This window comes from Mesorhizobium sp. M0040 (assembly GCF_040323505.1).
Classification (GTDB): Bacteria; Pseudomonadota; Alphaproteobacteria; order Rhizobiales; family Rhizobiaceae; genus Mesorhizobium.
Genome location: NZ_JAMYVA010000010.1, coordinates 42,483 through 61,837, shown reverse-complemented (window position 1 = coordinate 61,837; position 19,355 = coordinate 42,483). Strand labels below are relative to the sequence as shown.

Sequence of the window (19,355 nt, the reverse complement as noted above, 5' to 3'; positions counted from 1 at the left end):
CAAACGAAAAGGCGGGATTTCCCGCCTTTTTCATGCCGTACTGAATTCCATTGGCGCAGTAGAGTGCCGTGCCGGCAGTTCCGGCTGTGTCAGATCACGGTGTCCGTCCAGCGGACGATTTGCCCGGCCGCATCGCCGAACGCGGCATCGAGCGCGCCGACATAGGCCTGGTTGCCATTGCCCGAAACGGGCGCGATGGCGCTAAACGTCTTCGAAGCGCGCACTTCACCGTTGCGATCGTTCAACAGGCGCACGAACAGCTCGACCTCGGCATGTTCGCCGCCGTCGACCCGAACTTCGAACGAACGGATTTCGACGATCACCTGATAGTCGATCGCCAGCCCCTCGCCCGGCTTGCCGACGCCGGTAAAGCTGCCCGAGCGCTGGAAGGTCTCAGCCAGCCGCGCCTGTACGATCATCGGCAGCCGGTCGGCCCATTGCGCGCCCTTGAGATACTGGATCGATCGCGGCGACGGCTTGATGACGATGTTCTGGCTATCCAGCGCCTTGAGCGCCGATGGCTGGGCGATGAGGATCTGGCGGCGGCTGTGGGCACGCGCTTCCAGCGACGGCGCCGAAAGCTCAAACGTATCCAGCGGCGCCGGCTTGCCGCCCAGCGCCGCGCAGCCGGCGAGCGAAAGCGCCAGCAGTGCCGCTCCGGCCTTGAACCCACTCGATCTGACGCTGCCTGAACTGATCGACTTCAAACGCGATCCCCCCCGGATCGTGGAAACAACGCGCATCCGCAAGCTATGTTCTTGCGGTGGGCGCAGACCGAAGTCAACGGCGCACCCTGCCGTCGAACTGCCGGACCTCACCCTCGCCGCCGGACAGGATCCGCTGTGGATTGCGGCTGAGGTCGGTCACCGCCTCTTCGATGCGGTTGATCGAACGACGGCTGTCCTGGACCAGCGATTCGACGTTTTGCAGCCCCTGTCCCGAGAACCGCGCCAGATTGTCGGTGATGGTGCCGAGGCGGGCGTTCAGCGTGTCGGCGACCTGCTTGAACGATTTCAGCGTCGCCCTGGCATCGGCCATGACGCCATCGGCCTGACCGGAGCCGAGCAGTTTGTCGACCTTGGCAAGGATACCGTCGACTCGCACCGAGGCATCGTTGAGGCGTCCTGCGAGCTGGTGCGCGTCTTTGATGGTTTCGTCGATGTCGTCGGCTCGGTTGGCGAACTTGTTGGTCACCTTGGCGATGTCGGCGGCAGCCTCGTTGGCGTTTTCGCTGGCCTTTTGGATATTGGCCAGTGCGGTGCGAACCTCAGCCGGATCGATGCCGTCGAGAACGCCGTCGACCTTGGCCAGCGTGCCTTGCGTCTTCTGGGCGAAGTCGTTGATCGAGCCGACCGCGGTGTCCACGTTCTTGATGACCGTGTCGAACTGCTTGCTGGTTTCCTTGAGGTTGGAAGTGACCGTGTCGACATTGGCGACGATGCTCTTGATCTGGTCCTTGTCGACGGCGTTGAGTAGCCCTTCCGCCGCCTTCAGGGTGCCGTCGAGCTTGCCCGAAACACCCTTCAGTTCGTCCGCCAGCGAGCTGACGCTGGCCAGGAACTTGTCGACGCCGTCCGCATTCCTGGCCAGTGCATCGGAGAAGGTCTGGACATTGTTGACGGTTTGCGTCAGCGGCCCGCGAACATCCTTGGTGAAGCCTTCGAGCTCCGAAAGGACCTTGTCGGCGCGGGTGAAGATGTTCTGCGCCGTTTGCAAAAGGTTGGTGACCGCCGACGGATTGGCGACGATCTCGGCGACCTTGCCCTCCGCTTCCGCCTGGTCGAGAAGGTTCACTTCCTTGGGGTCGGCGCCCTTCAATTCGATACTGGCCTGGCCGGCGAGGCTGACGATCCCGATATCGGCCTGCGTCGACTTGGTGATCGGCGTATTCCGGCCGATCTCGGTGTCGGCGATGGCGGCGGTCGGATTGTTGAGGTCGATATAGACACGCTTGACCTCACCGACCCTGACGCCGTTGAACAGCACGAAGCTGCCGCGACCAAGGCCGGAAGCCGAGCCCGGGATGCGCACGCGCAGCATCGCCGTCTCACCCCTGTCGCCGATCGCCGCCGTCCAATAGACGAAAGCGAAGGCCGCCAGGATCGCGGCCAGCGTGAAAATGCCGACAATGACGTAGTTGGCTCTGGTTTCCATTGCTCACTTATGGCTATGCGCGCGCCGCAAGATCAAGTTGCCGGGCGCGTTTTCCGCGGAAATAGGATTTTACCCAGGGTTCCTCGCTCCTGAGCATGTCGTCGATCGTGCCCTCGACCAGCACTTTCTTGTTGCCGAGCACCGCCACGCGGTCGCACGCCGTAAACAGCGTGTCGAGATCGTGCGTGACCATATACACGGTCAAATCCATCGTATCGCGCAGCTTGACGACCAATTCGTCGAACTCAGCCGCGCTGATCGGATCGAGCCCGGACGTCGGTTCGTCGAGGAAAACGATATCCGGGTCGAGTGCCAGGGCGCGCGCCAGGGCGGCACGCTTGATCATGCCGCCGGAGAGCTCGGAGGGGAATTTCTGCGCCGCCTCCGGCGGCAGTCCGACCAGCTCGACCTTGAGCATGGCAAGTTCGTCCATCAGCTTCTTCGGTAAATCGAGATATTCACGCATCGGCACCTGGACGTTTTCGAGGACCGTCAGCGCCGAAAAAAGGGCGCCATGCTGGAACAGCACGCCAAGCCGCATGTCGATGCGAAGGCGCTCCCTTTCGGTTGCCTTCTCGACGTCGACGCCGAACAGTTTGATTGTTCCCGATTGCTTGCGCGTCAAGCCAAGGATGGTGCGCAAGAGAACAGATTTGCCGGCACCGGAGGCACCGACGAAGCCGAGAATCTCCCCGCGCCAGATATCGAGCGACAGTTTGTCGAGAACGACCTGATCGGCGAACGACACCGTGACGTCGTGCGCCGACAGCACGATCTCGTCTTCTTTGGCTTTCGCCGCCACCTTGGTCGTGTTTGTGCCCGGCAGCGCCATCTCAGAACTCGATCGCTGCATAGAACATGGCGAAAAGCCCGTCGAGGATAATGACCACGAAGATCGACTTCACCACTGAGGCGGTCACATGCTGGCCAAGCGATTCGGCGCTGCCGCCAACCTTCATGCCCTCGACCGAGGCGATTATGCCGATGATCATGGCCATGAACGGCGCCTTGATCAGGCCGGCAAAGATGGTGCTGAGGTCGATTGCGACACGCAGCCGGTCGATGAACGCTGCCGGTGCAATATCGGAGTAGAGCCATGCAGCCAAAATGCCGCCGCCCAGCGCGGCAAAGTTGGCGACGATCGTCAGGCAAGGCAGCGCGATGACCAGCGCGACCAGCCGCGGAAACACCAGCACGCCGATTGGATTAAGACCGATCACCTTCAGCGCATCGACCTCCTCGCGCATCTTCATCGAGCCGATCTCGGCGGTGATCGCACTGCCGGAGCGGCCGGCGATCATGATCGCCGTCATCAGCACGCCGAGCTCGCGCAGGATCAGCACCCCGACCAGGTCGACGACGAAGATGTCGGCGCCGAAATAGCTGAGCTGATAAGCGCCTTGCTGGGCGACGATCGCACCGACGATGGCCGACATCAGCACGACTACCGGTATGGCGCCGACACCCATACGATCGATCTGGTTGAAGATCGCCGCCATGTTGACGCCATGGCCACGGCCAAGCTTCATCTGAGAGCCGCGTATCGTGGCGCCGAGGATATTCATTGCGGCCAGGAAATCGTCGCGCATCTCATAAACGCGCCGGCCAACCGCCTCGAGCCCGCGAATGATGAAGTTGGGCGGCTTTGCCGGACCTGATTCGGCCTCGCGTCGGACCGCATCACCGACGGCGCCGAGCAGGATCGAGGCAATCTCGCTTTGCCCCTGCATCGTGATCTCGACGCCCTTCTTTTCGAAGCTGCTGACCAGGCGGTCGATCAGCCACGCCCCGGCAGTGTCCATCTTCTCGATTTGTGAAAGGTCGAGCGCCAGCGTCTTGAAGCCGCCGCGCTTCTCGATCTTGCGCATCTCGGCATCGACCAGCGCCACGGTGCGCGTCGTCCAGGTTCCCGAGAAAGCGCAGCCGAGAACGCCGCCCTCCTCGCCGATCGCGATGCGCGGCTGGTGGTCGGGCTCCTTGGCAGGGCCGCTTGCGTCGCGTTTGCGGATAGTCAACATGGCGTCCTGTTTAGCCTGACGGGGCCGACCTGTCGATTTGCCGATATCCTCCTTGTTGCACAGCCGGAGCAGAAAAATATGGCGCGTGTCATTTCGGTCGAGGCCGAGCGCTTTCCCATCGCCGGGACATTCACCATTTCGCGCGGCTCGAAGACCGAAGCTGAGGTGATTTCCTGTGCCATTGCCGAAAACGGCCGTACAGGCCGCGGCGAATGCGTCCCTTACAAGCGCTATGGCGAAACCATGGAGGGTGTGCGCGACGCGATCGAGGCGATGCGCAGCGAGATCGCGCGCGGCATCAGCCGCATCGCCCTGCTCGATGCCATGCCTGCCGGCGCGGCACGCAGTGCCATCGACTGCGCGCTCTGGGACCTGGAAGCGAAGATCAGCGGAACACCGGTGGCGCATACGATACGAACCGTTCCGTTACGACCGCTTGAGACGGCGTATACATTGTCGCTCGCCGAGCCGGAGGCGATGGCGGCGCAGGCCCGCGCTAACGCCCAGCGCCCGCTACTCAAGGTCAAGATCGGCGGCGACAACGACATCGCGCGCATCCGTGCAGTGACGGCGGCAGCACCCGACAGCCGAATCATTCTCGACGCCAATGAGGGCTGGAATGACGACAATATCGTCGCAAACCTCGCCTTTGCCGCCGAGCACGGTATCGCCTTGATCGAACAGCCGCTGCCGGCGGGACATGACGGTATTCTTCGCCACATCGCGCATCCGGTACCGATCTGTGCCGACGAAAGCGTGCACGAGGCGAAGGACCTTGAAGCGCTTGTCGGCCTTTACGACGCCGTCAACATCAAGCTCGACAAATCGGGTGGCCTGACCGCTGCACTCGTGCTTCGCGACCGCGCCCGCGAACTGGCTCTTGGTGTCATGGTCGGCTGTATGGTCGGCACATCGCTTGCGATGGCGCCGGCCGTGCTGTTGGCGCAGGATGCCGATTTCGTCGATCTCGACGGTCCGCTGCTGCTGGCCCGCGACCGCGTTCCCGGTCTCGTCTACCAAGGTTCGCTGGTGTCACCGCCCGAGCGGGCGCTGTGGGGCTGAACGCGCGGCAAGCCCGATCAGAGCCAGGCCCGTCAGAGCGATCGGGATCATCGCAAAGAAGCCATTCGCGCCGAAGCGGTCGTAAAGAGGACCGGAAATCAGCGTCGCCGCCGCCATGAAGAAGCCATTGGAGAAGTAGGCGATGCCTTGCGCCGCCCCGGTGCGTTCTTCCGCGACCGTCTCACCGATCATCTTTTGCAGGCCGATCAGCACCAGCGCCACCGAAACCGCGTGCAGCGTCTGGATCGCGAAAAACCCGCCAACGCCAAGCCCAAGCGGCCAGATCAGCGGAAAGGCGAACCAGCGCACGATTGCGCCAATCCCGGCAATCAGCATGATCGAGACGACCGAGAAGGAGGCGAAAGCGCGGGTGAAAACGACGAACATGCATATCTCGGCGACGACGCCCCACCCCCACAGAAGCCCGACAACCGAATCGCTGATGCCGATCGACTTCCAGTAGATCGACACGAAACCGTAGAGAAATGCGTGGCTGGCGGTGATGACGCCGACGCCTGTCGAAAAATAGAGGAAGTACCGGTTGAGGAGTTTCGGTGCCGATTGCTGGATATCGGCGGCCGAAAGCGGCGAGGCGCGGCGTGGACGGCCGAGGCGCGGCGCAATCAGTCCGGCGGCTAGCGCGGCACACAGCGCCGCGAAGATGATCACCGGGACAGCCTGGGCACCGCTCGCCGACAGGATGAAACCGCCGGCGAGATTGGCGCAGAGATAGGAGATCGAGCCCCATTTGCGCATGCTTGCGTAATTCGAGCCGAAGCGGCGAACACCTGAAAGGGCGAGCGAATCGGCAATCGGCGAATGCGGCGTCCAGACGACCGTCAGGGCCAACGACACGGCAAGTACCGTTGCGTAGGTCGGCGGCAGGAGGTAGCCGGCGGACAGGATCAGCGATGCGGCGACCAGCGCAACATAGACATTGGCGCGGTCGCTCGCTTTGTCTGCCAGCGCAGTAAGAAAAGGCGTCGTCGCCACGCGCAGGAACATCGGCGCGGCGAGGATCACGGCTATCTGTTCGGCATGGAACCCCTTCGCCTGCAGCCACAGCGGGAAATACGGCACATGCGCCCCGAGCGGAACGAAGAGCGTAAAGAAGATCAAGCTCATGCGCAGTTCGAAATGGCGTGGCTTAACGAGCTGTTCGGGCGAAAGCGGCGGCAGCGAGGACATTGACAGGCGATCCGTCGGCACGGCATTCAGCCGGGTCGGCCCGCCACACCTGCCGCTGCTTAACACGGCGAAAAAGTCGATGAAACCGCTGGACTAACCGATTGAAGCGAGATGCGGCCGGATTTGGTCAAGCCGCCTGGACTGCCCTGCCCTTGATGTCGATCGGTACGAGCACCTCGCTGCCGACCGGAGTCTCCGGCAGGACATGCGCCCAGTGCAGGATCTCCATCCGGCCGTCAAAATGCTCGACCACCGCCGTGCAGCTCTCCACCCAATCGCCGGTGTTGATATATTGCACGTCCTCATAGCTTTCGATCGCGGCATGGTGGATGTGCCCGCAGATCACGCCGTCGACATGCGAGCGGCGCGCCTCCTCGGTCAGCACGGTCTGGAACGAGCCGATGAAATTCACCGCCTTCTTGACCTTGACCTTGGCCCAGGACGAGAACGACCAGTAAGGCAGGCCGAGCACCTGGCGCAGGCGCGTGATGACGCGGTTGACCAGCATCGCCGCGTCATAGGCGTAGTCGCCAAGATAGGCCAGCCAGCGCGCATTATGGACGACGGTGTCGAACTGGTCGCCATGGATGACAAGAAGGCGTTTGCCATCGGCGGTCTCATGGATGGCGCGGTCGGCGACGACAATGCCGCCGAAGTGAACGCCCTGGAACTGGCGCGCGAACTCGTCATGGTTTCCGGCGATGTAGGTGATACTGGCGCCCTTGCGCGCCTTGCGCAGCAACTTCTGGACGACGTCATTGTGGCTCTGCGGCCAATGCCAGCTCCGTCTCAAGCGCCAGCCGTCGACGATGTCGCCGACGAGATAGATGATATCGGCATCGTGATGGCGCAGGAAATCGATCAGGAACTCGGCCTTCGCCGCCTTCGATCCGAGATGGACGTCGGAGATGAACATGCTGCGGAAAGTGCGGGGCTCTGCGCCGGACATCATTTGTCACCGTTGCTTCGGTGAGGCTATGCCCCGATTCATGCAACAACCGTATGACGGTTGCGATTGGTCCAGCCATCCGGATAGGTTGCCGCGGCAATCAGAGGAGAAAATCACCATGGATCTCGGCATTCGCGGCAAGAAGGCCATAGTCTGCGCTTCCAGCAAAGGCTTGGGACGCGGCTGCGCCATGGCACTGGCAGAGGCAGGTTGCGATCTGGTGGTCAATGGCCGCAACGCCGACGTGCTGGCCAAAACCGCCGCTGAACTGCGCGAGAAATTCGGCGTCAAGGTGACCGAAATCGTCGGCGACGTATCCAAGCCCGATGTCCAGAAGGCGCTGCTTGCCGCCTGCCCCGATCCCGACATCCTCATCAACAACAATGGCGGTCCGCCGTTTCGCGATTTCCGCGCGCTCGACCGCGAAAAGATCCTCGAGGGCGTCACCCAGAACATGGTGACCCCTGTCGAACTGGTTCAGGCCGTGATCGACGGCATGGCGGCGCGCGGCTTCGGCCGCATCGTCAACATCACCTCGCTATCGGTCTATGTCCCGATTCCCGGCCTTGACCTGTCGTCCGGCGCCCGCGCCGGCCTCACCTCGTTCCTGGCCGGCGTGGCGCGCACGGTGGCCGACCGCAACGTGACCATCAACAACATGCTGCCAGGCAAGCTCGACACCGACCGGCTGCGTGATCCGAAGGAGGCCGGCACGCCCGAAGATCCGGCAGCGGCCGCCGCGCGCAAAGCTCGCATCAGCGCCGACGTTCCGGCCAAACGGCTGGGCACACCCGAGGAATTCGGTGAGATCTGCGCCTTCCTGTGCTCGGTCCATGCCGGTTACCTGACCGGGCAGAACATACCGGTCGACGGCGGCCTGTATGTCAGCGCGTTCTAGCGGGAATATCTAACGCTTGGTATCCGCTGGGGAACGGCGGGAAACGACCCTGCTAAGACGTTCGTTCGTGTCTCTGGCGAGCTCTGATGCGGACGATAGACGTGTTCTCAGGGATAGCGGCTGAGTGCCATTGCTTCGACACGTTTTATCCAGGCGTCTTTGCAGTCGGAATAGGCGTGGCTGTCTTCGGGATGCAGCGCAGCACATCGCCGCTTCTCTCGCTCATACTCCTCTGCAATGCTAGGCGAACTGCGCAGAAGGTCGCGAAAGGCAAGATGTCTGCGGATGGCGGGGTCGCCGTCGACGAAGCAGTGAATTTGAACGACCCGCTCGCCCGTTACCTGATCGTGTAGGGTGCAATAGCGTCGTCCTTCCATGCCGTAGGCGCCATGCCATTCATAGCCAAGGGCTTCAATGGCTGCCTGTTCGGCATCCAGCGCCGCCAGGTTCGAAACGACGGGCATCAGGTCAAGGACAGGCTTGGCGGCAATGCCGGGGATGGAGGTTGAGCCGATGTGGTGGACCTGAAGGATCGAAGCCGCCTGCTGTTGCAGCCGATCTGCTTCGCTGGCAGCACGGGTGGCCCAGCTCGCATTATGGGGTGCCAGGCGAACGGGGATCGGTGGGGGCAAACTCTGACTCCTCATGAATTGCGGACAGGTCTGCAAACGTCCGGTCCATTCAATATCTGCCAGAAAGCGGACCGCCTGCAAACCACCTTAGCAGACATTCAACTGGGCGGCGGCGCAGCTCGCCGCCCGTTGTTCGAGATTTCAATGGCAGGCCGCACTGGCCGGCGATGCGAAGCCGTAAGCTCGCGCTTGCGACATATCAGCTCTCGAAAAGCCTCGGCTGCATGCTAAGAGACTCAAAACACCAAACGGACTGAACTGAGGAGGCGGCCGTCATGACAGGCGAAAGCAAGAAGGCGGCCCGATCCGACCTCGACGAAGCAGCGCTCTACTTCCACAAGCACCCCCGTCCCGGAAAACTTGAAATCCAGGCGACGAAGCCGCTCGGCAACCAGCGCGACCTGGCGCTTGCCTATTCGCCGGGTGTCGCCGCCCCCTGCCTTGAAATCCGCGACGATCCGGCAACCGCTGCCGACTATACAGCCCGCGCCAATCTTGTTGGCGTCGTCACTAACGGTTCGGCGGTGCTCGGCCTCGGCAATATCGGTCCGCTCGCCTCCAAGCCGGTGATGGAGGGCAAAGCGGTGCTGTTCAAGAAATTCGCCGGCATCGATGTCTTCGACATTGAGATCGATGCACCGGGCATCGAGCGCATGGTCGAGACGATCTCGGCGCTGGAACCAACCTTCGGCGGCATCAACCTGGAAGACATCAAGGCGCCCGAATGCTTCGAAGTCGAGGAACAGTTGAAAGCCCGCATGGGCATACCGGTCTTCCATGACGACCAGCACGGCACCGCCATCATCGTCGCCGCCGCTGTGCTCAATGGGCTGGAATTCGCCGGCAAGTCCATCGCCGACATCAAGATCGTCACGTCGGGCGCAGGTGCTGCGGCGCTTGCGTGCCTCAACCTTCTGGTCTCGCTCGGCGCGCGGGTCGAAAACATCTGGGTCACCGACCGGTTCGGGGTCGCCCATAGGGGCCGCGTCGAGGAGATGGACCGCTGGAAAGACCCCTATGTGAAGGACACCGAGGCGCGCACGCTGGCCGACGTTCTGCCCGGCGCCGACGTGTTTCTCGGCCTGTCTGCCGCCGGCGTGCTGAAGCCGGAATTGCTCCACCACATGGCGCCCAAGCCGCTGATCCTGGCGCTGGCCAATCCCAATCCCGAGATCATGCCGGAAGCGGCGCGGGCAGCGCGGCCCGACGCGATGATCTGCACGGGCCGCTCCGATTTCCCCAACCAAGTCAACAACGTACTCTGTTTTCCTTACATCTTCCGTGGCGCGCTGGATTGCGGCGCAAGCGCCATCAACGAAGAGATGAAAATGGCTGCCGTGCGAGCGATTGCAGCGCTTGCCCGCGAAGAGCCGTCCGACGTTGCCGCGCGTGCCTATTCCAGCGAGACGCCGATCTTTGGTCCGGAGTTCCTGATCCCCTCGCCTTTCGATCCGCGGCTGATCCTGCGCATTGCCCCTGCCGTCGCTAAGGCAGCCTGCGAGACCGGCGTCGCGACCCGGCCGATCACCGATTTCGCCGCCTATATCGACAAGCTGAACCGCTTCGTCTTCCGCTCCGGCCTGGTCATGAAGCCGGTATTCTCGATGGCCAAGACGTCGAGCTCCAAGCGCGTCATTTATGCCGACGGCGAGGACGAGCGCGTGCTTCGCGCCGCGCAGGTCGTGCTCGAGGAAGGCATTGCCGAACCGATCCTGATCGGCCGCCCGCATGTCATCGAGGTGCGGCTGAAGCGCTACGGGCTGCGCATCAAGCCGGGCGTCGATTTCGGCCTGATCAACCCGGAAGACGATCCGCGTTACCGCCACTATGTCGACCTTTTGATCGAGCTTGCCGGCCGGCGTGGGGTGACGACGGAAGCCGCGCGCACTATGGTGCGCACCGACAATACGGTGATCGCCGCCCTTGCCCTGAAGCGCGGCGACGCCGACGCCATGGTCTGCGGGCTCGAAGGCCGTTTCGAGCGCCATTTGCGCAACGTCACGCTGATCATCGGGCCACGCGCCGGCATTAGGGATCGCGACCTGTCGACGCTTTCCATGCTGATCTCGCAGCGCGGCATCATTTTCCTCACCGATACCCATGTCTCCGTCGACCCGACCGCCGAAGAAATTGCGGAAATGACCGTTTTGGCGGCCGAGGAAATTCAGCGTTTCGGCATCGAGCCCAAGGCAGCGCTACTGTCGCATTCTGATTTCGGCTCCCGCGATTCGCCAAGCGCCATGAAGATGCGGCAGGCAGCGGCAATCCTGGCGCGCATCGCGCCCGACCTGCAATGCGACGGCGAGATGCATGCCGACTCGGCACTATCGGAGCAGCTGCGCCAACGCGTCTATCCGCATTCGCGGCTGAAGGGCGAAGCCAATCTGCTGGTGTTTCCCAATCTCGATTCGGCGAACATCACGCTGACGGCACTGCGCACGATGATGGACGCGCTGCATGTCGGCCCGATCCTGCTCGGCACCGACAGCCCGGCGCACATATTGACGCCGTCGGTCACCTCGCGCGGCGTCGTCAACATGACGGCACTGGCAGTGGTCGAAGCCGCGCATAAGGCGCAAGCCATCGTCGATCTGGGGTAGCCGCGGGCTTTCTCAGATTGGCCTGAACCGGAAATGCCCTGTCTGCCTGAAGGCAAACAAAGTGTCCTCTTCCCTGGCGCCGCCGCCAATATTGTGAATGACCAGTCTTCTTGTCGGTACCAAAGTGGAGCGATTGGACGACACGATGGCAATATGCGACAGATTGCCGGGCAGCATCTGGGCGATGAGATCCCCTGGCCGATAGTCGGCCGGATCTTGGCTGACGGGCAAGGCAGCACCGCGCCGCTCGAAATAGACCGCAAGGTTGGGCACACGGCGGTGGTCGATGTTGCGGTCGGGCGCCTTCAAGCCCCAAGCCTTCGGATAGGCGGCAAAATTGGCCCGCATATCCTCATGCACCAATTCTTGCAGGTCGAGATCGAAGGCGCGGCGATAGGCACGGATCACGACATCCGTGCACACACCCCGCTCGGGCTCAACGTCCCCCCGGATAGGCCAGGCGTGTATAGGTCGGATCGTAGAGTATGGTGACGCCGATCTGCTCACGGGCAGCTTCGACCAATTTGGTACCCCAATCCGGCGTGATGGGCTTTTCCTGCGCCATGGCATCCGGCATCGCCAGGCACAAAAGACCAAACTGCACTGCGGCTCGACGGGTAATCGCGGTCATGCCAAGCCTCCGGGCATTCTGGATCCGGGCATTCTTCTGGGCGAATACGCCTTTTTCGTGCATCGCCAGGATGTCTCGGTCGTGGCTCTGTCCGAGTATGTCGTGCGGCGTGGTCGATATGACAGCGCTGGTCGTGGTCGAAGCCGCGCACCGGCGCAAGCCGTCCGATTTGGGATGAAGCCGGAATCGGCGGTATGCTAAACAAACGGTTAACCGCAAGCGCGGTAGCTTTCTGAACGACAGGCAGGCGGAGTTTCGGAGGGATGACGGGCGCATGTTGGAAGCTGACGCGTGCCGCCGCGCTGCTCGGTGCCCTGCTACTGTGCGACATTGCCGTCACTCAGGCGCAGGCCGCTCCGCGCCTCTGCCGCCAGCTTGAAGCCGATCTTGCCGCCGCTTCTCGCGGTGGCGGCGGCAAACCGGCCTTGCTCAGGAAATATGACGACGCAATCGTCCGGCAGCGCCAGCAGATTTCAAAGGCCGTCAGCCAGGCCAGCAGCGCCGGCTGCGGCTTTTCGCTGTCTCGCCGCAACGCCAACGCATGCGCGGCACTCGACGCCACCATCGATCGCATGGCAGCCAATCTCGACGCCCTGCAGGCCAAGCGCGCCGACCTTGCCGGCGGTGGTTCGCGACGCGATCGCGCGCGCATATTGACGTTGCTTGACGCCAATGGCTGCCGCGATGATGCGGCAGCGCGGACGCCCGCGCCGGTCCGCGAAGCCAGCCGTGAAAACGGCAAGCGAAACCTGCTCGACCAGCTTTTGGGCAGTGACGCAACTGAACCCGGTGCGCCCGACCAGCCTGAAGGGCCCAGCCAGGCCGAAGAGCTAAGCCAGCCGGGCAACATCCGCACCATGCTCAACAACGCCGACATGGGCCAGCCCCAAGGCGAATTCCGCACCATGTGCGTGCGGACCTGCGACGGTTATTTCTTTCCGATGTCGAATGCCGCCTCACTGGGCGATTTCGAGCGCGACCAGAAGAATTGCGAATCGAGCTGCCCCGGCACAGAAATGCAGGTTTTCTACACGCGCGGCATGAATGGCGATTCGGCGTCCATGACGTCTTCGGTGACCGGCAGGCCTTATATCGAACTGCCGACGGCCTACCTCTACAAGCAGTCCGACATGCCGCGGCCGCCGACCTGCGGCTGCAATGCCGCGCAGAATTTCGAGATCATCGCCGGCAACCCGCCAACCCGGGCACAATCTGAGGCGAATGTAGAGAGTACCCCGTTCATTCCGCTGCCGGTTGCTAGGCCTGATCCGGGCGCCGACCCGGAGTCCTTGGCCAATGCGCAAGACGGTCTCGACCGTGAGGCGATCAGACGCCTTGCCGTCAAGCCCGTGCCTTCGCCGACGTCCCTGCCCCCGCCAGAACAGCGCAAGGTCAGGGTCGTCGGGCCAACGTTCCTTCCCGACCCAGCAGCGGCAACAGATCTGCAAGCTCCGGACCCGAAGGCTGTCCCGTAAGCGCCAGCCTGAGCGGCATGAACAGCGCCTTGCCCTTACGGCCGCTCGCCTCTCGGATCTTGCCGGTCCAGTCTTTCCAGACGGTGCCGTTCCAAGGCTCCTCCGGCAGCAGTTCGAACGCCTGGCGAAGAAAGTCGCGGTCATCGTCGGAAAACTCCGCCGGCTCCTCTGGACCGTCTCGAAGCGTACGCCACCAGATCGCCGCATCGGCCAGCCTGTCGAGATTGCCGCGCACGGCCAGCCAGAAAGGCTCGGCCTGTTCGCCGGAGATGCCGAGCACGATCAGCCGGTCGCGCGCCTCGGAAAACGGCATGTGATGCAGCAGCGTGCGGTTGAGCACGAAGAGCTCGTCCGGGTCGAATTTGGCGGCGGATTTCGATGTTGCAGCCGGATCGAAGCGCTCGGCTAGCTCGGCCATCGTTGGCACCGCCACGACGTTTTCCGAGGTGCCGACGAGCACCGCCAGCGAAGCGATCGCCATCGGCTCGATGCCGCTCTCACGCAGGCTCTGGATGGACAGCGCGCCGGTGCGCTTCGAAAGTCCCTCGCCTGATGCCGTTGTCAGGAGATTGTGGTGGCCGAACACCGGCGGCTCCGCGCCAAGTGCTCGGAACAGGGCTATCTGGACGCCGGTATTGGTGACGTGGTCGTCGCCGCGGATGACATGGCTGACGCCCATGTCGATGTCGTCGACAACCGAAGGCAATGTATAGAGGTAGGTGCCGTCCTCACGCCGCAGAACCGGGTCTGAAAGCGAGGCGAGGTCGACGGTCTCTTCGCCGCGCACCAGGTCGTTCCAGTGGATTTCGGTGCGCTCCGGCTGCAGCGGATCGCTGCTGAAGTTGGGCAGCAGAAAGCGCCAGTGCGGCCGCCGGCCATCGGCCTCATATTCCGCCACCTGCTCGGGTGCCAGCGTCAGCGCCTCGCGGCCATAGACTGGCGGCAGGCCACGCGTGCGGCGCACCTTGCGCCTCAGGTCGAGCTCTTCAGGCGTCTCATAGCAGGCATAGACGAGGCGCGCCTCCTTCAGCTTCTGCAGTGCGGCATCATAGATTTCGACCCGCCGCGACTGATACTCCGTGGCGTCGGGGAAGATGCCTAGCCAATGCAGGTCATAAAGGATGGCGTCGGAAAATTCCTGCGTCGAACGGGCAACGTCGGTGTCGTCGAAGCGCTGGATGAAGCGGCCCTTGTTCTTGATGGCGAACAGCCAGTTGAACAGAGCGGTGCGCGCATTGCCGATATGGATGCGGCCGGTCGGTGACGGGGCGAAACGGACGGTAACTGTCATGAGCGGGGCGTACCGGATGGTTTTGCTGTTGACAAGACGCGCCCCCGCGCTCGGCGGCAGACATAGAACATGACGAAGGCGAAGAAAAGACTGCAGCGCCACGCGTCCATCAGGACGCGCGGCGCCGCAACCGTCAGATCACCATGCCTTTGGTCAGTTCAAGCGCCTGGCGTTCGAACAGCCGGCGGTAGATGCCGCCTTGCAGCCGGATCAGTTGGTCATGCGAGCCCTCTTCGACGATGCGGCCGCGATCGAACACCAAAAGCCTGTCCAGCGCCCGCACCGTCGACAGCCGGTGGGCAATGACCAGCGTCGTGCGGCCGACCATCAACCGCTCCATCGCCTGCTGGATCAGCACCTCCGATTCCGAATCGAGGCTCGACGTTGCCTCGTCCAGGATGAGAATGCGCGCATCGGCAAGAAAGGCGCGTGCGATTGCAACGCGCTGACGCTCACCACCCGATAGCTTTACGCCACGCTCGCCGACCAGCGTGCCATAGCCTTTCGGCAAATTGGCGATGAAGTCATGCGCGCTGGCCAATCGCGCCGCGTGCTCGATCTCGGCCCGCGTGGCGGCCGGCCGGGCATAGGCGATGTTTTCGGCCAGCGACCGGTGAAACAGGATCGGCTCCTGCTGGACAATCGCGATCTGTGCGCGCAGCGACGCCTGCGCGACACCGGCAATGTCCTGGCCGTCGATCAGGATATTTCCCGCGGTCACGTCATAGAGGCGCTGGATCAGCTTGACGAATGTCGTTTTGCCGGAGCCCGAATGGCCAACCAGCCCAACCCGTTCGCCCGGCGCGATGTCCACCGAAAAGTCGCGATAGAGCGGCAGGCGGTGGCTGCCATAATGGAACGTGACATTGTCGAAGGTGATACGGCCATCGGTGATCCGGATCGGTTTGGCGCCGGGCCGATCCTCGATGCCGAGTGGTTCGGACTGGAAGTCGACCAGTTCCTCCATGTCGTTGATCGAGCGCTGCAGATTGCGGATATGCGTGCCGATGTCGCGCAAATAGCCTTGCAGCACGAAGAATGAGGTCAGCACGAAGGCGACGTCGCCGGCGCTCGCCTGCCCCCACGACCACAACAGCAGGGAGAACCCGATGACCGCTGCCCTCAAAAGCAGCAGCATCGTCCCTTGCGTGGTGCCGTTGACAGTGCCGCGCATCCAGGTGCGGCGCGTGCGGCCGCGCCATTTGGCGACGACCTCGGCAAGCCGCGTCTCCTCGCGTTCCTCGGCGCCAAAACCCTTGACCACGGCGTTGCAGCTCACCGCGTCGGCCAGCGAGCCGCCGAGCCGTGTATCCCACGCATTGGCAAGCCTTGCCGCGGGCGCGACATAGCCAAGCGACAGCATCGTCGTCACCGCGATGAACAGAACCGAACCGGTGGCGACGACAGCACCCATCAGCGGCCAGAACCAGCCAAGCAGCAGCGTCGAGCCGACGAGCATGACGACCGATGGCAGCAGCGCGATCAGGATCGTGTCGTTGAGCAGGTCGAGCGCCCACATGCCGCGCGTTATCTTGCGCACCGTCGATCCGGCGAAGCTGTTGGCGTGCCAGTCGGTGGAGAAGCGCTGGACGCGGTGGAAGGCGTCGGCGGCGATATCCGCCATCATCTTCAACGTCAGCTCGACAATGGCCATGAAGGCGAGATTGCGCAGCACGACACCGGTGAGCGCCAGGGCCACCAGCATCGAAAAGGCCGCTGTCGCCGCGTTCCACGCAACATCGTCGGCCGCAGCACTGCTGGCGACGGCATCCACCAGCCGGCCGGAATAGAGCGGCGTCAGCACGTCGGCCAAGGTCGAGAGCAGGAACGTGCCCATAATGCCGGCAAGCCGCCACGGCTGACGCCGCCAATGGCTGAGCGTGAAGCCAAGAACGCTGCGAAAGGCGCCCGCGCGCAAATCTATTCGAAAACGAGTCATGATGTCATTCGGGCGCAAACGAGCCCGATCCCACGAAAGTAGAAATTGAAATACCGCGTCGGCGCCGTCAGGCGCCCGGAGATGCGGAGGTTTGGCGTATTTGGCGGCCCTGTAGAGGGGCGGCGACCGGCAGCGGCGAAATACCTGCCTCGGTTCAGCCTTGCCGCGAGGCTATCTCGCGGCGCACTGAAGACCTAGGCTTCGCGGCCTCGCATAACGATGTCAAATCCTGGCATTCGGTTCCTCCTGAAGGGGAATCGCGGAGAGGTGTTTATAGAGACGCCTCAACGCCGCGCCAAGTCACTAGATAGCCCAAAGCGCATCTGGTCCAAGCAGTGAGACGATTTTGCAACAATCGCGGGTTGTGCGCCCTCATCGGTCGAAGCGCATATAGCGGCCGTCGGTGGAAGGCCTGAAGCCGAGCTTCTCGTAAACCGCATGGGCGTCGTTGGTCGACAGGCTCCAATGCGTGACCGTCTTGACGTCCGGGTGGTCGATAAGCGCCTGGACAAGCCGGGTTCCTATGCCTTGTCCGCGATACCCCGGCCAGACAATTATGTCGGCGAGATAGGCAAATACCGTACGGTCGGTGATCGCCCGGCCGAAGCCGACCTGATTGCCGCCGACATAGGCGCCGACGCACAGTGAGTTGGCGAAGGCGCGGTGGTGCTGCTCGTCGCTGCGGCCACTGCCCCAATAGCTCTCCTTCAAAATGTCGGACGTCGCCCGGAAATCGATCCGCGACAGGTCGAAGCTGATTTCAAGGTTGGCCATGGCTAAACCGTTATGCAGCCAATCGCCTACCCGCCATCCCTGAACCGGTTGGTAATGGGATAGCGGCGGTCGCGGCCAAAGTTCTTCCTGGTGATCTTCACGCCGGGCGCCGCCTGCCGGCGCTTGTATTCGGCGACGTAAAGCAGGTGCTCGACGCGCGTCACCGTCGCCCGGTCATGGCCGCGCGCGACGATGTCGTCGACACCCATCTCGTTTTCGATCAGGCACTCCAATATGTCGTCGAGCACCGGATAGGGCGGCAGCGAATCCTGGTCCGTCTGGTTCTCTCGCAGTTCCGCCGAGGGCGCCTTGTCGATGATGTTGGTCGGGATCACCTCGCCGGACGGACCGAGCGCACCCGGCGGCACATGCGCGTTGCGCCAGCGCGACAGCGCATAGACCTGCATCTTGTAGAGGTCCTTGATCGGATTGAAGCCGCCATTCATGTCGCCATAGAGCGTCGCGTAGCCGACCGACATCTCGCTTTTGTTGCCGGTGGTGACCACCATCGAGCCGAACTTGTTGGAAATCGCCATCAGGATGGTGCCGCGGGCCCGGCTCTGCAGGTTTTCCTCGGTGATGCCTTCCTTCGTGCCCTCGAAAAGCTGTGTCAACGTGTGCAGGAAACCCTCGACCGGCTCGAAGATCGGCACGATGTCGTAGCGGCAGCCGAGCGCGCGGGCGCAGTCCTCGGCATCCTTGAGCGAGTCCTTCGAAGTGTAGCGGTAAGGCATCATCACGGCGCGCAGCCGTTCCTCGCCGAGCGCATCGACGGCAAGTGCCGCGCAGATCGCCGAATCGATGCCGCCGGAGAGGCCGAGCACGACATTCTTGAAGCCGTTCTTGTTGACGTAATCGCGCAGGCCCAACATGCAGGCGCGGTAGTCGGCCTCCTCCTTCTCCGGGATTTTCGACATCGGTCCGTCAGAGCAGACCCAGATGTCATTCTTTCGCTTCCAGGTGGTGACGTTGACCGTCTCCTCGAACTGGCTCATCTGGAAGGCCAGCGTCTTGTCAGAACCTATGGCAAACGATGCGCCATCGAAAACCAGCTCGTCCTGGCCGCCAAGCTGGTTGGCATAGATAATCGGCAGTCCGCATTCGATGACCTGGCGGATGACGATCTGGTGGCGGACGTCGACCTTGCCGCGGTAATAGGGCGAGCCGTTCGGGACCAGCAGGATTTCCGCGCCGCTTTCGGCCAGCGTCTCGCAGACGGCAACCTCGCCCCAGATATCTTCGCAGATCGGCACTCCCACGCGCACGCCGCGGAAATTGACCGGCCCCTGGATCTCGGGGCCGGCCTGGAAGACGCGCTTCTCGTCGAACTCACCGTAATTCGGCAGATCAAGCTTGTAGCGTTCGGCAAGGATCTTGCCGCCATCGGCAAAGATGATCGAATTGTGCGTGCCGGTCTTGCGCTTCAACGGCGTGCCGATGACGAAACCCGGGCCGCCGTCGGCGGTATCGCCGGCGAAATCCTCCGCCGCCCGCTCGCAGGCCTTCAGGAAGGCGGGTTTCAGCACCAGATCCTCAGGCGGATAGCCGGCAAGGAAAAGCTCGGTAAACAGCACGAGGTCGGCGCCTTGGCGGGCGGCATCCGCCCTCGCCTCGCGTGCCTTGGCAAGATTGCCGGCGACGTCGCCGACCGTCGGATTGAGCTGGGCGACGGCGATGCGCAATATGTCTGGAGCGGTCTTTTCTGTCATGCCCGTGGGTTTAGCGCGGCAAAATTCGTCGAGCA

At 62.8% G+C, this 19,355-nt stretch carries 17 protein-coding genes; 4 read left to right on the top strand and 13 right to left on the bottom strand.

Annotation, left to right across the window (positions count from 1 at the left end; all coding sequences use genetic code 11):
- Positions 1-89: 89 nt before the first annotated feature.
- Genes NKJ91_RS11705 through NKJ91_RS11690 form a run of 4 tightly spaced genes read right to left on the bottom strand, consistent with a single transcriptional unit; the run spans position 90 to position 4,172 of the window.
- Positions 90-743, bottom strand: a complete 654-nt coding sequence (locus NKJ91_RS11705) for an ABC-type transport auxiliary lipoprotein family protein (RefSeq protein ID WP_051406244.1) — start codon at positions 741-743, stop codon at positions 90-92.
- A 37-nt stretch (positions 744-780) separates the two neighbouring features.
- Positions 781-2,154: an MlaD family protein gene (locus NKJ91_RS11700; protein ID WP_352455679.1), complete on the bottom strand. Its 1,374-nt coding sequence runs from the start codon at positions 2,152-2,154 to the stop codon at positions 781-783.
- Between the two features lie 13 nt (positions 2,155-2,167).
- A complete protein-coding gene (locus tag NKJ91_RS11695) occupies positions 2,168-2,986 on the bottom strand; it encodes an ABC transporter ATP-binding protein (protein ID WP_352455678.1) in 819 nt (272 codons plus the stop codon).
- A 1-nt stretch (position 2,987) separates the two neighbouring features.
- A complete protein-coding gene (locus NKJ91_RS11690; protein ID WP_352455677.1) occupies positions 2,988-4,172 on the bottom strand; it encodes an ABC transporter permease in 1,185 nt (394 codons plus the stop codon).
- 78 nt (positions 4,173-4,250) lie between these two features.
- On the opposite strand from NKJ91_RS11690, the gene dgcA reads away from it, so the two are divergent.
- Positions 4,251-5,234 (top strand): N-acetyl-D-Glu racemase DgcA, encoded by a 984-nt coding sequence (dgcA, locus tag NKJ91_RS11685; protein ID WP_352455676.1) that lies wholly within the window; start codon positions 4,251-4,253, stop codon positions 5,232-5,234.
- Here the strand turns inward: dgcA and NKJ91_RS11680 are convergent.
- Both NKJ91_RS11680 and NKJ91_RS11675 read right to left on the bottom strand, forming a co-directional pair.
- Positions 5,205-6,422, bottom strand: a complete 1,218-nt coding sequence (locus NKJ91_RS11680) for an MFS transporter (protein ID WP_352455675.1) — start codon at positions 6,420-6,422, stop codon at positions 5,205-5,207. The two genes, dgcA and NKJ91_RS11680, sit on opposite strands and share 30 nt — an antisense overlap.
- A gap of 127 nt (positions 6,423-6,549) precedes the next feature.
- Positions 6,550-7,371: a UDP-2,3-diacylglucosamine diphosphatase gene (locus tag NKJ91_RS11675; RefSeq protein ID WP_023720072.1), complete on the bottom strand. Its 822-nt coding sequence runs from the start codon at positions 7,369-7,371 to the stop codon at positions 6,550-6,552.
- 118 nt (positions 7,372-7,489) lie between these two features.
- On the opposite strand from NKJ91_RS11675, the gene NKJ91_RS11670 reads away from it, so the two are divergent.
- Positions 7,490-8,269 (top strand): SDR family oxidoreductase, encoded by a 780-nt coding sequence (locus NKJ91_RS11670; protein ID WP_352455674.1) that lies wholly within the window; start codon positions 7,490-7,492, stop codon positions 8,267-8,269.
- A gap of 107 nt (positions 8,270-8,376) precedes the next feature.
- Here the strand turns inward: NKJ91_RS11670 and NKJ91_RS11665 are convergent, their stop codons facing one another.
- Positions 8,377-8,901, bottom strand: coding sequence for a GrpB family protein (locus NKJ91_RS11665; protein WP_352455673.1), 525 nt, complete (start codon positions 8,899-8,901; stop codon positions 8,377-8,379).
- A 275-nt stretch (positions 8,902-9,176) separates the two neighbouring features.
- Here NKJ91_RS11665 and NKJ91_RS11660 point away from each other — a divergent pair, with 275 nt between their 5' ends.
- Entirely contained in the window at positions 9,177-11,501 is a 2,325-nt protein-coding gene (locus tag NKJ91_RS11660) for an NADP-dependent malic enzyme (RefSeq protein WP_352455672.1), read from the top strand.
- Positions 11,502-11,513: 12 nt separating this feature from the next.
- On the opposite strand, the gene NKJ91_RS11655 is transcribed toward NKJ91_RS11660, so the two are convergent.
- Both NKJ91_RS11655 and NKJ91_RS11650 read right to left on the bottom strand, forming a co-directional pair.
- Positions 11,514-11,924 carry a DUF1287 domain-containing protein gene (locus NKJ91_RS11655; RefSeq protein ID WP_352455671.1) on the bottom strand — a complete coding sequence of 137 codons (411 nt, stop codon included), beginning with the start codon at positions 11,922-11,924 and terminating at the stop codon, positions 11,514-11,516.
- A gap of 13 nt (positions 11,925-11,937) precedes the next feature.
- A complete protein-coding gene (locus tag NKJ91_RS11650; protein WP_352455670.1) occupies positions 11,938-12,132 on the bottom strand; it encodes a hypothetical protein in 195 nt (64 codons plus the stop codon).
- 263 nt (positions 12,133-12,395) lie between these two features.
- Here NKJ91_RS11650 and NKJ91_RS11645 point away from each other — a divergent pair, with 263 nt between their 5' ends.
- Positions 12,396-13,607: a DUF2865 domain-containing protein gene (locus NKJ91_RS11645; RefSeq protein WP_352455669.1), complete on the top strand. Its 1,212-nt coding sequence runs from the start codon at positions 12,396-12,398 to the stop codon at positions 13,605-13,607.
- Here NKJ91_RS11645 and gltX read toward each other — a convergent pair.
- The 4 genes from gltX to NKJ91_RS11625 form a co-directional block, all read right to left on the bottom strand.
- Positions 13,525-14,898 (bottom strand): glutamate--tRNA ligase, encoded by a 1,374-nt coding sequence (gltX, locus tag NKJ91_RS11640; RefSeq protein WP_352455668.1) that lies wholly within the window; start codon positions 14,896-14,898, stop codon positions 13,525-13,527. The genes NKJ91_RS11645 and gltX overlap by 83 nt on opposite strands.
- A 133-nt stretch (positions 14,899-15,031) precedes the next feature.
- Complete coding sequence (locus tag NKJ91_RS11635) at positions 15,032-16,837, bottom strand: ABC transporter ATP-binding protein (protein ID WP_352455667.1); 1,806 nt, start codon at positions 16,835-16,837, stop codon at positions 15,032-15,034.
- 372 nt (positions 16,838-17,209) lie between these two features.
- The gene (locus tag NKJ91_RS11630) at positions 17,210-17,611 is read right to left on the bottom strand and encodes a GNAT family N-acetyltransferase (protein ID WP_352455666.1); all 402 of its coding nucleotides are present in this window, start codon (positions 17,609-17,611) and stop codon (positions 17,210-17,212) included.
- Between the two features lie 26 nt (positions 17,612-17,637).
- Positions 17,638-19,320, bottom strand: a complete 1,683-nt coding sequence (locus NKJ91_RS11625) for an NAD+ synthase (RefSeq protein ID WP_352455665.1) — start codon at positions 19,318-19,320, stop codon at positions 17,638-17,640.
- Positions 19,321-19,355: the final 35 nt, after the last annotated feature.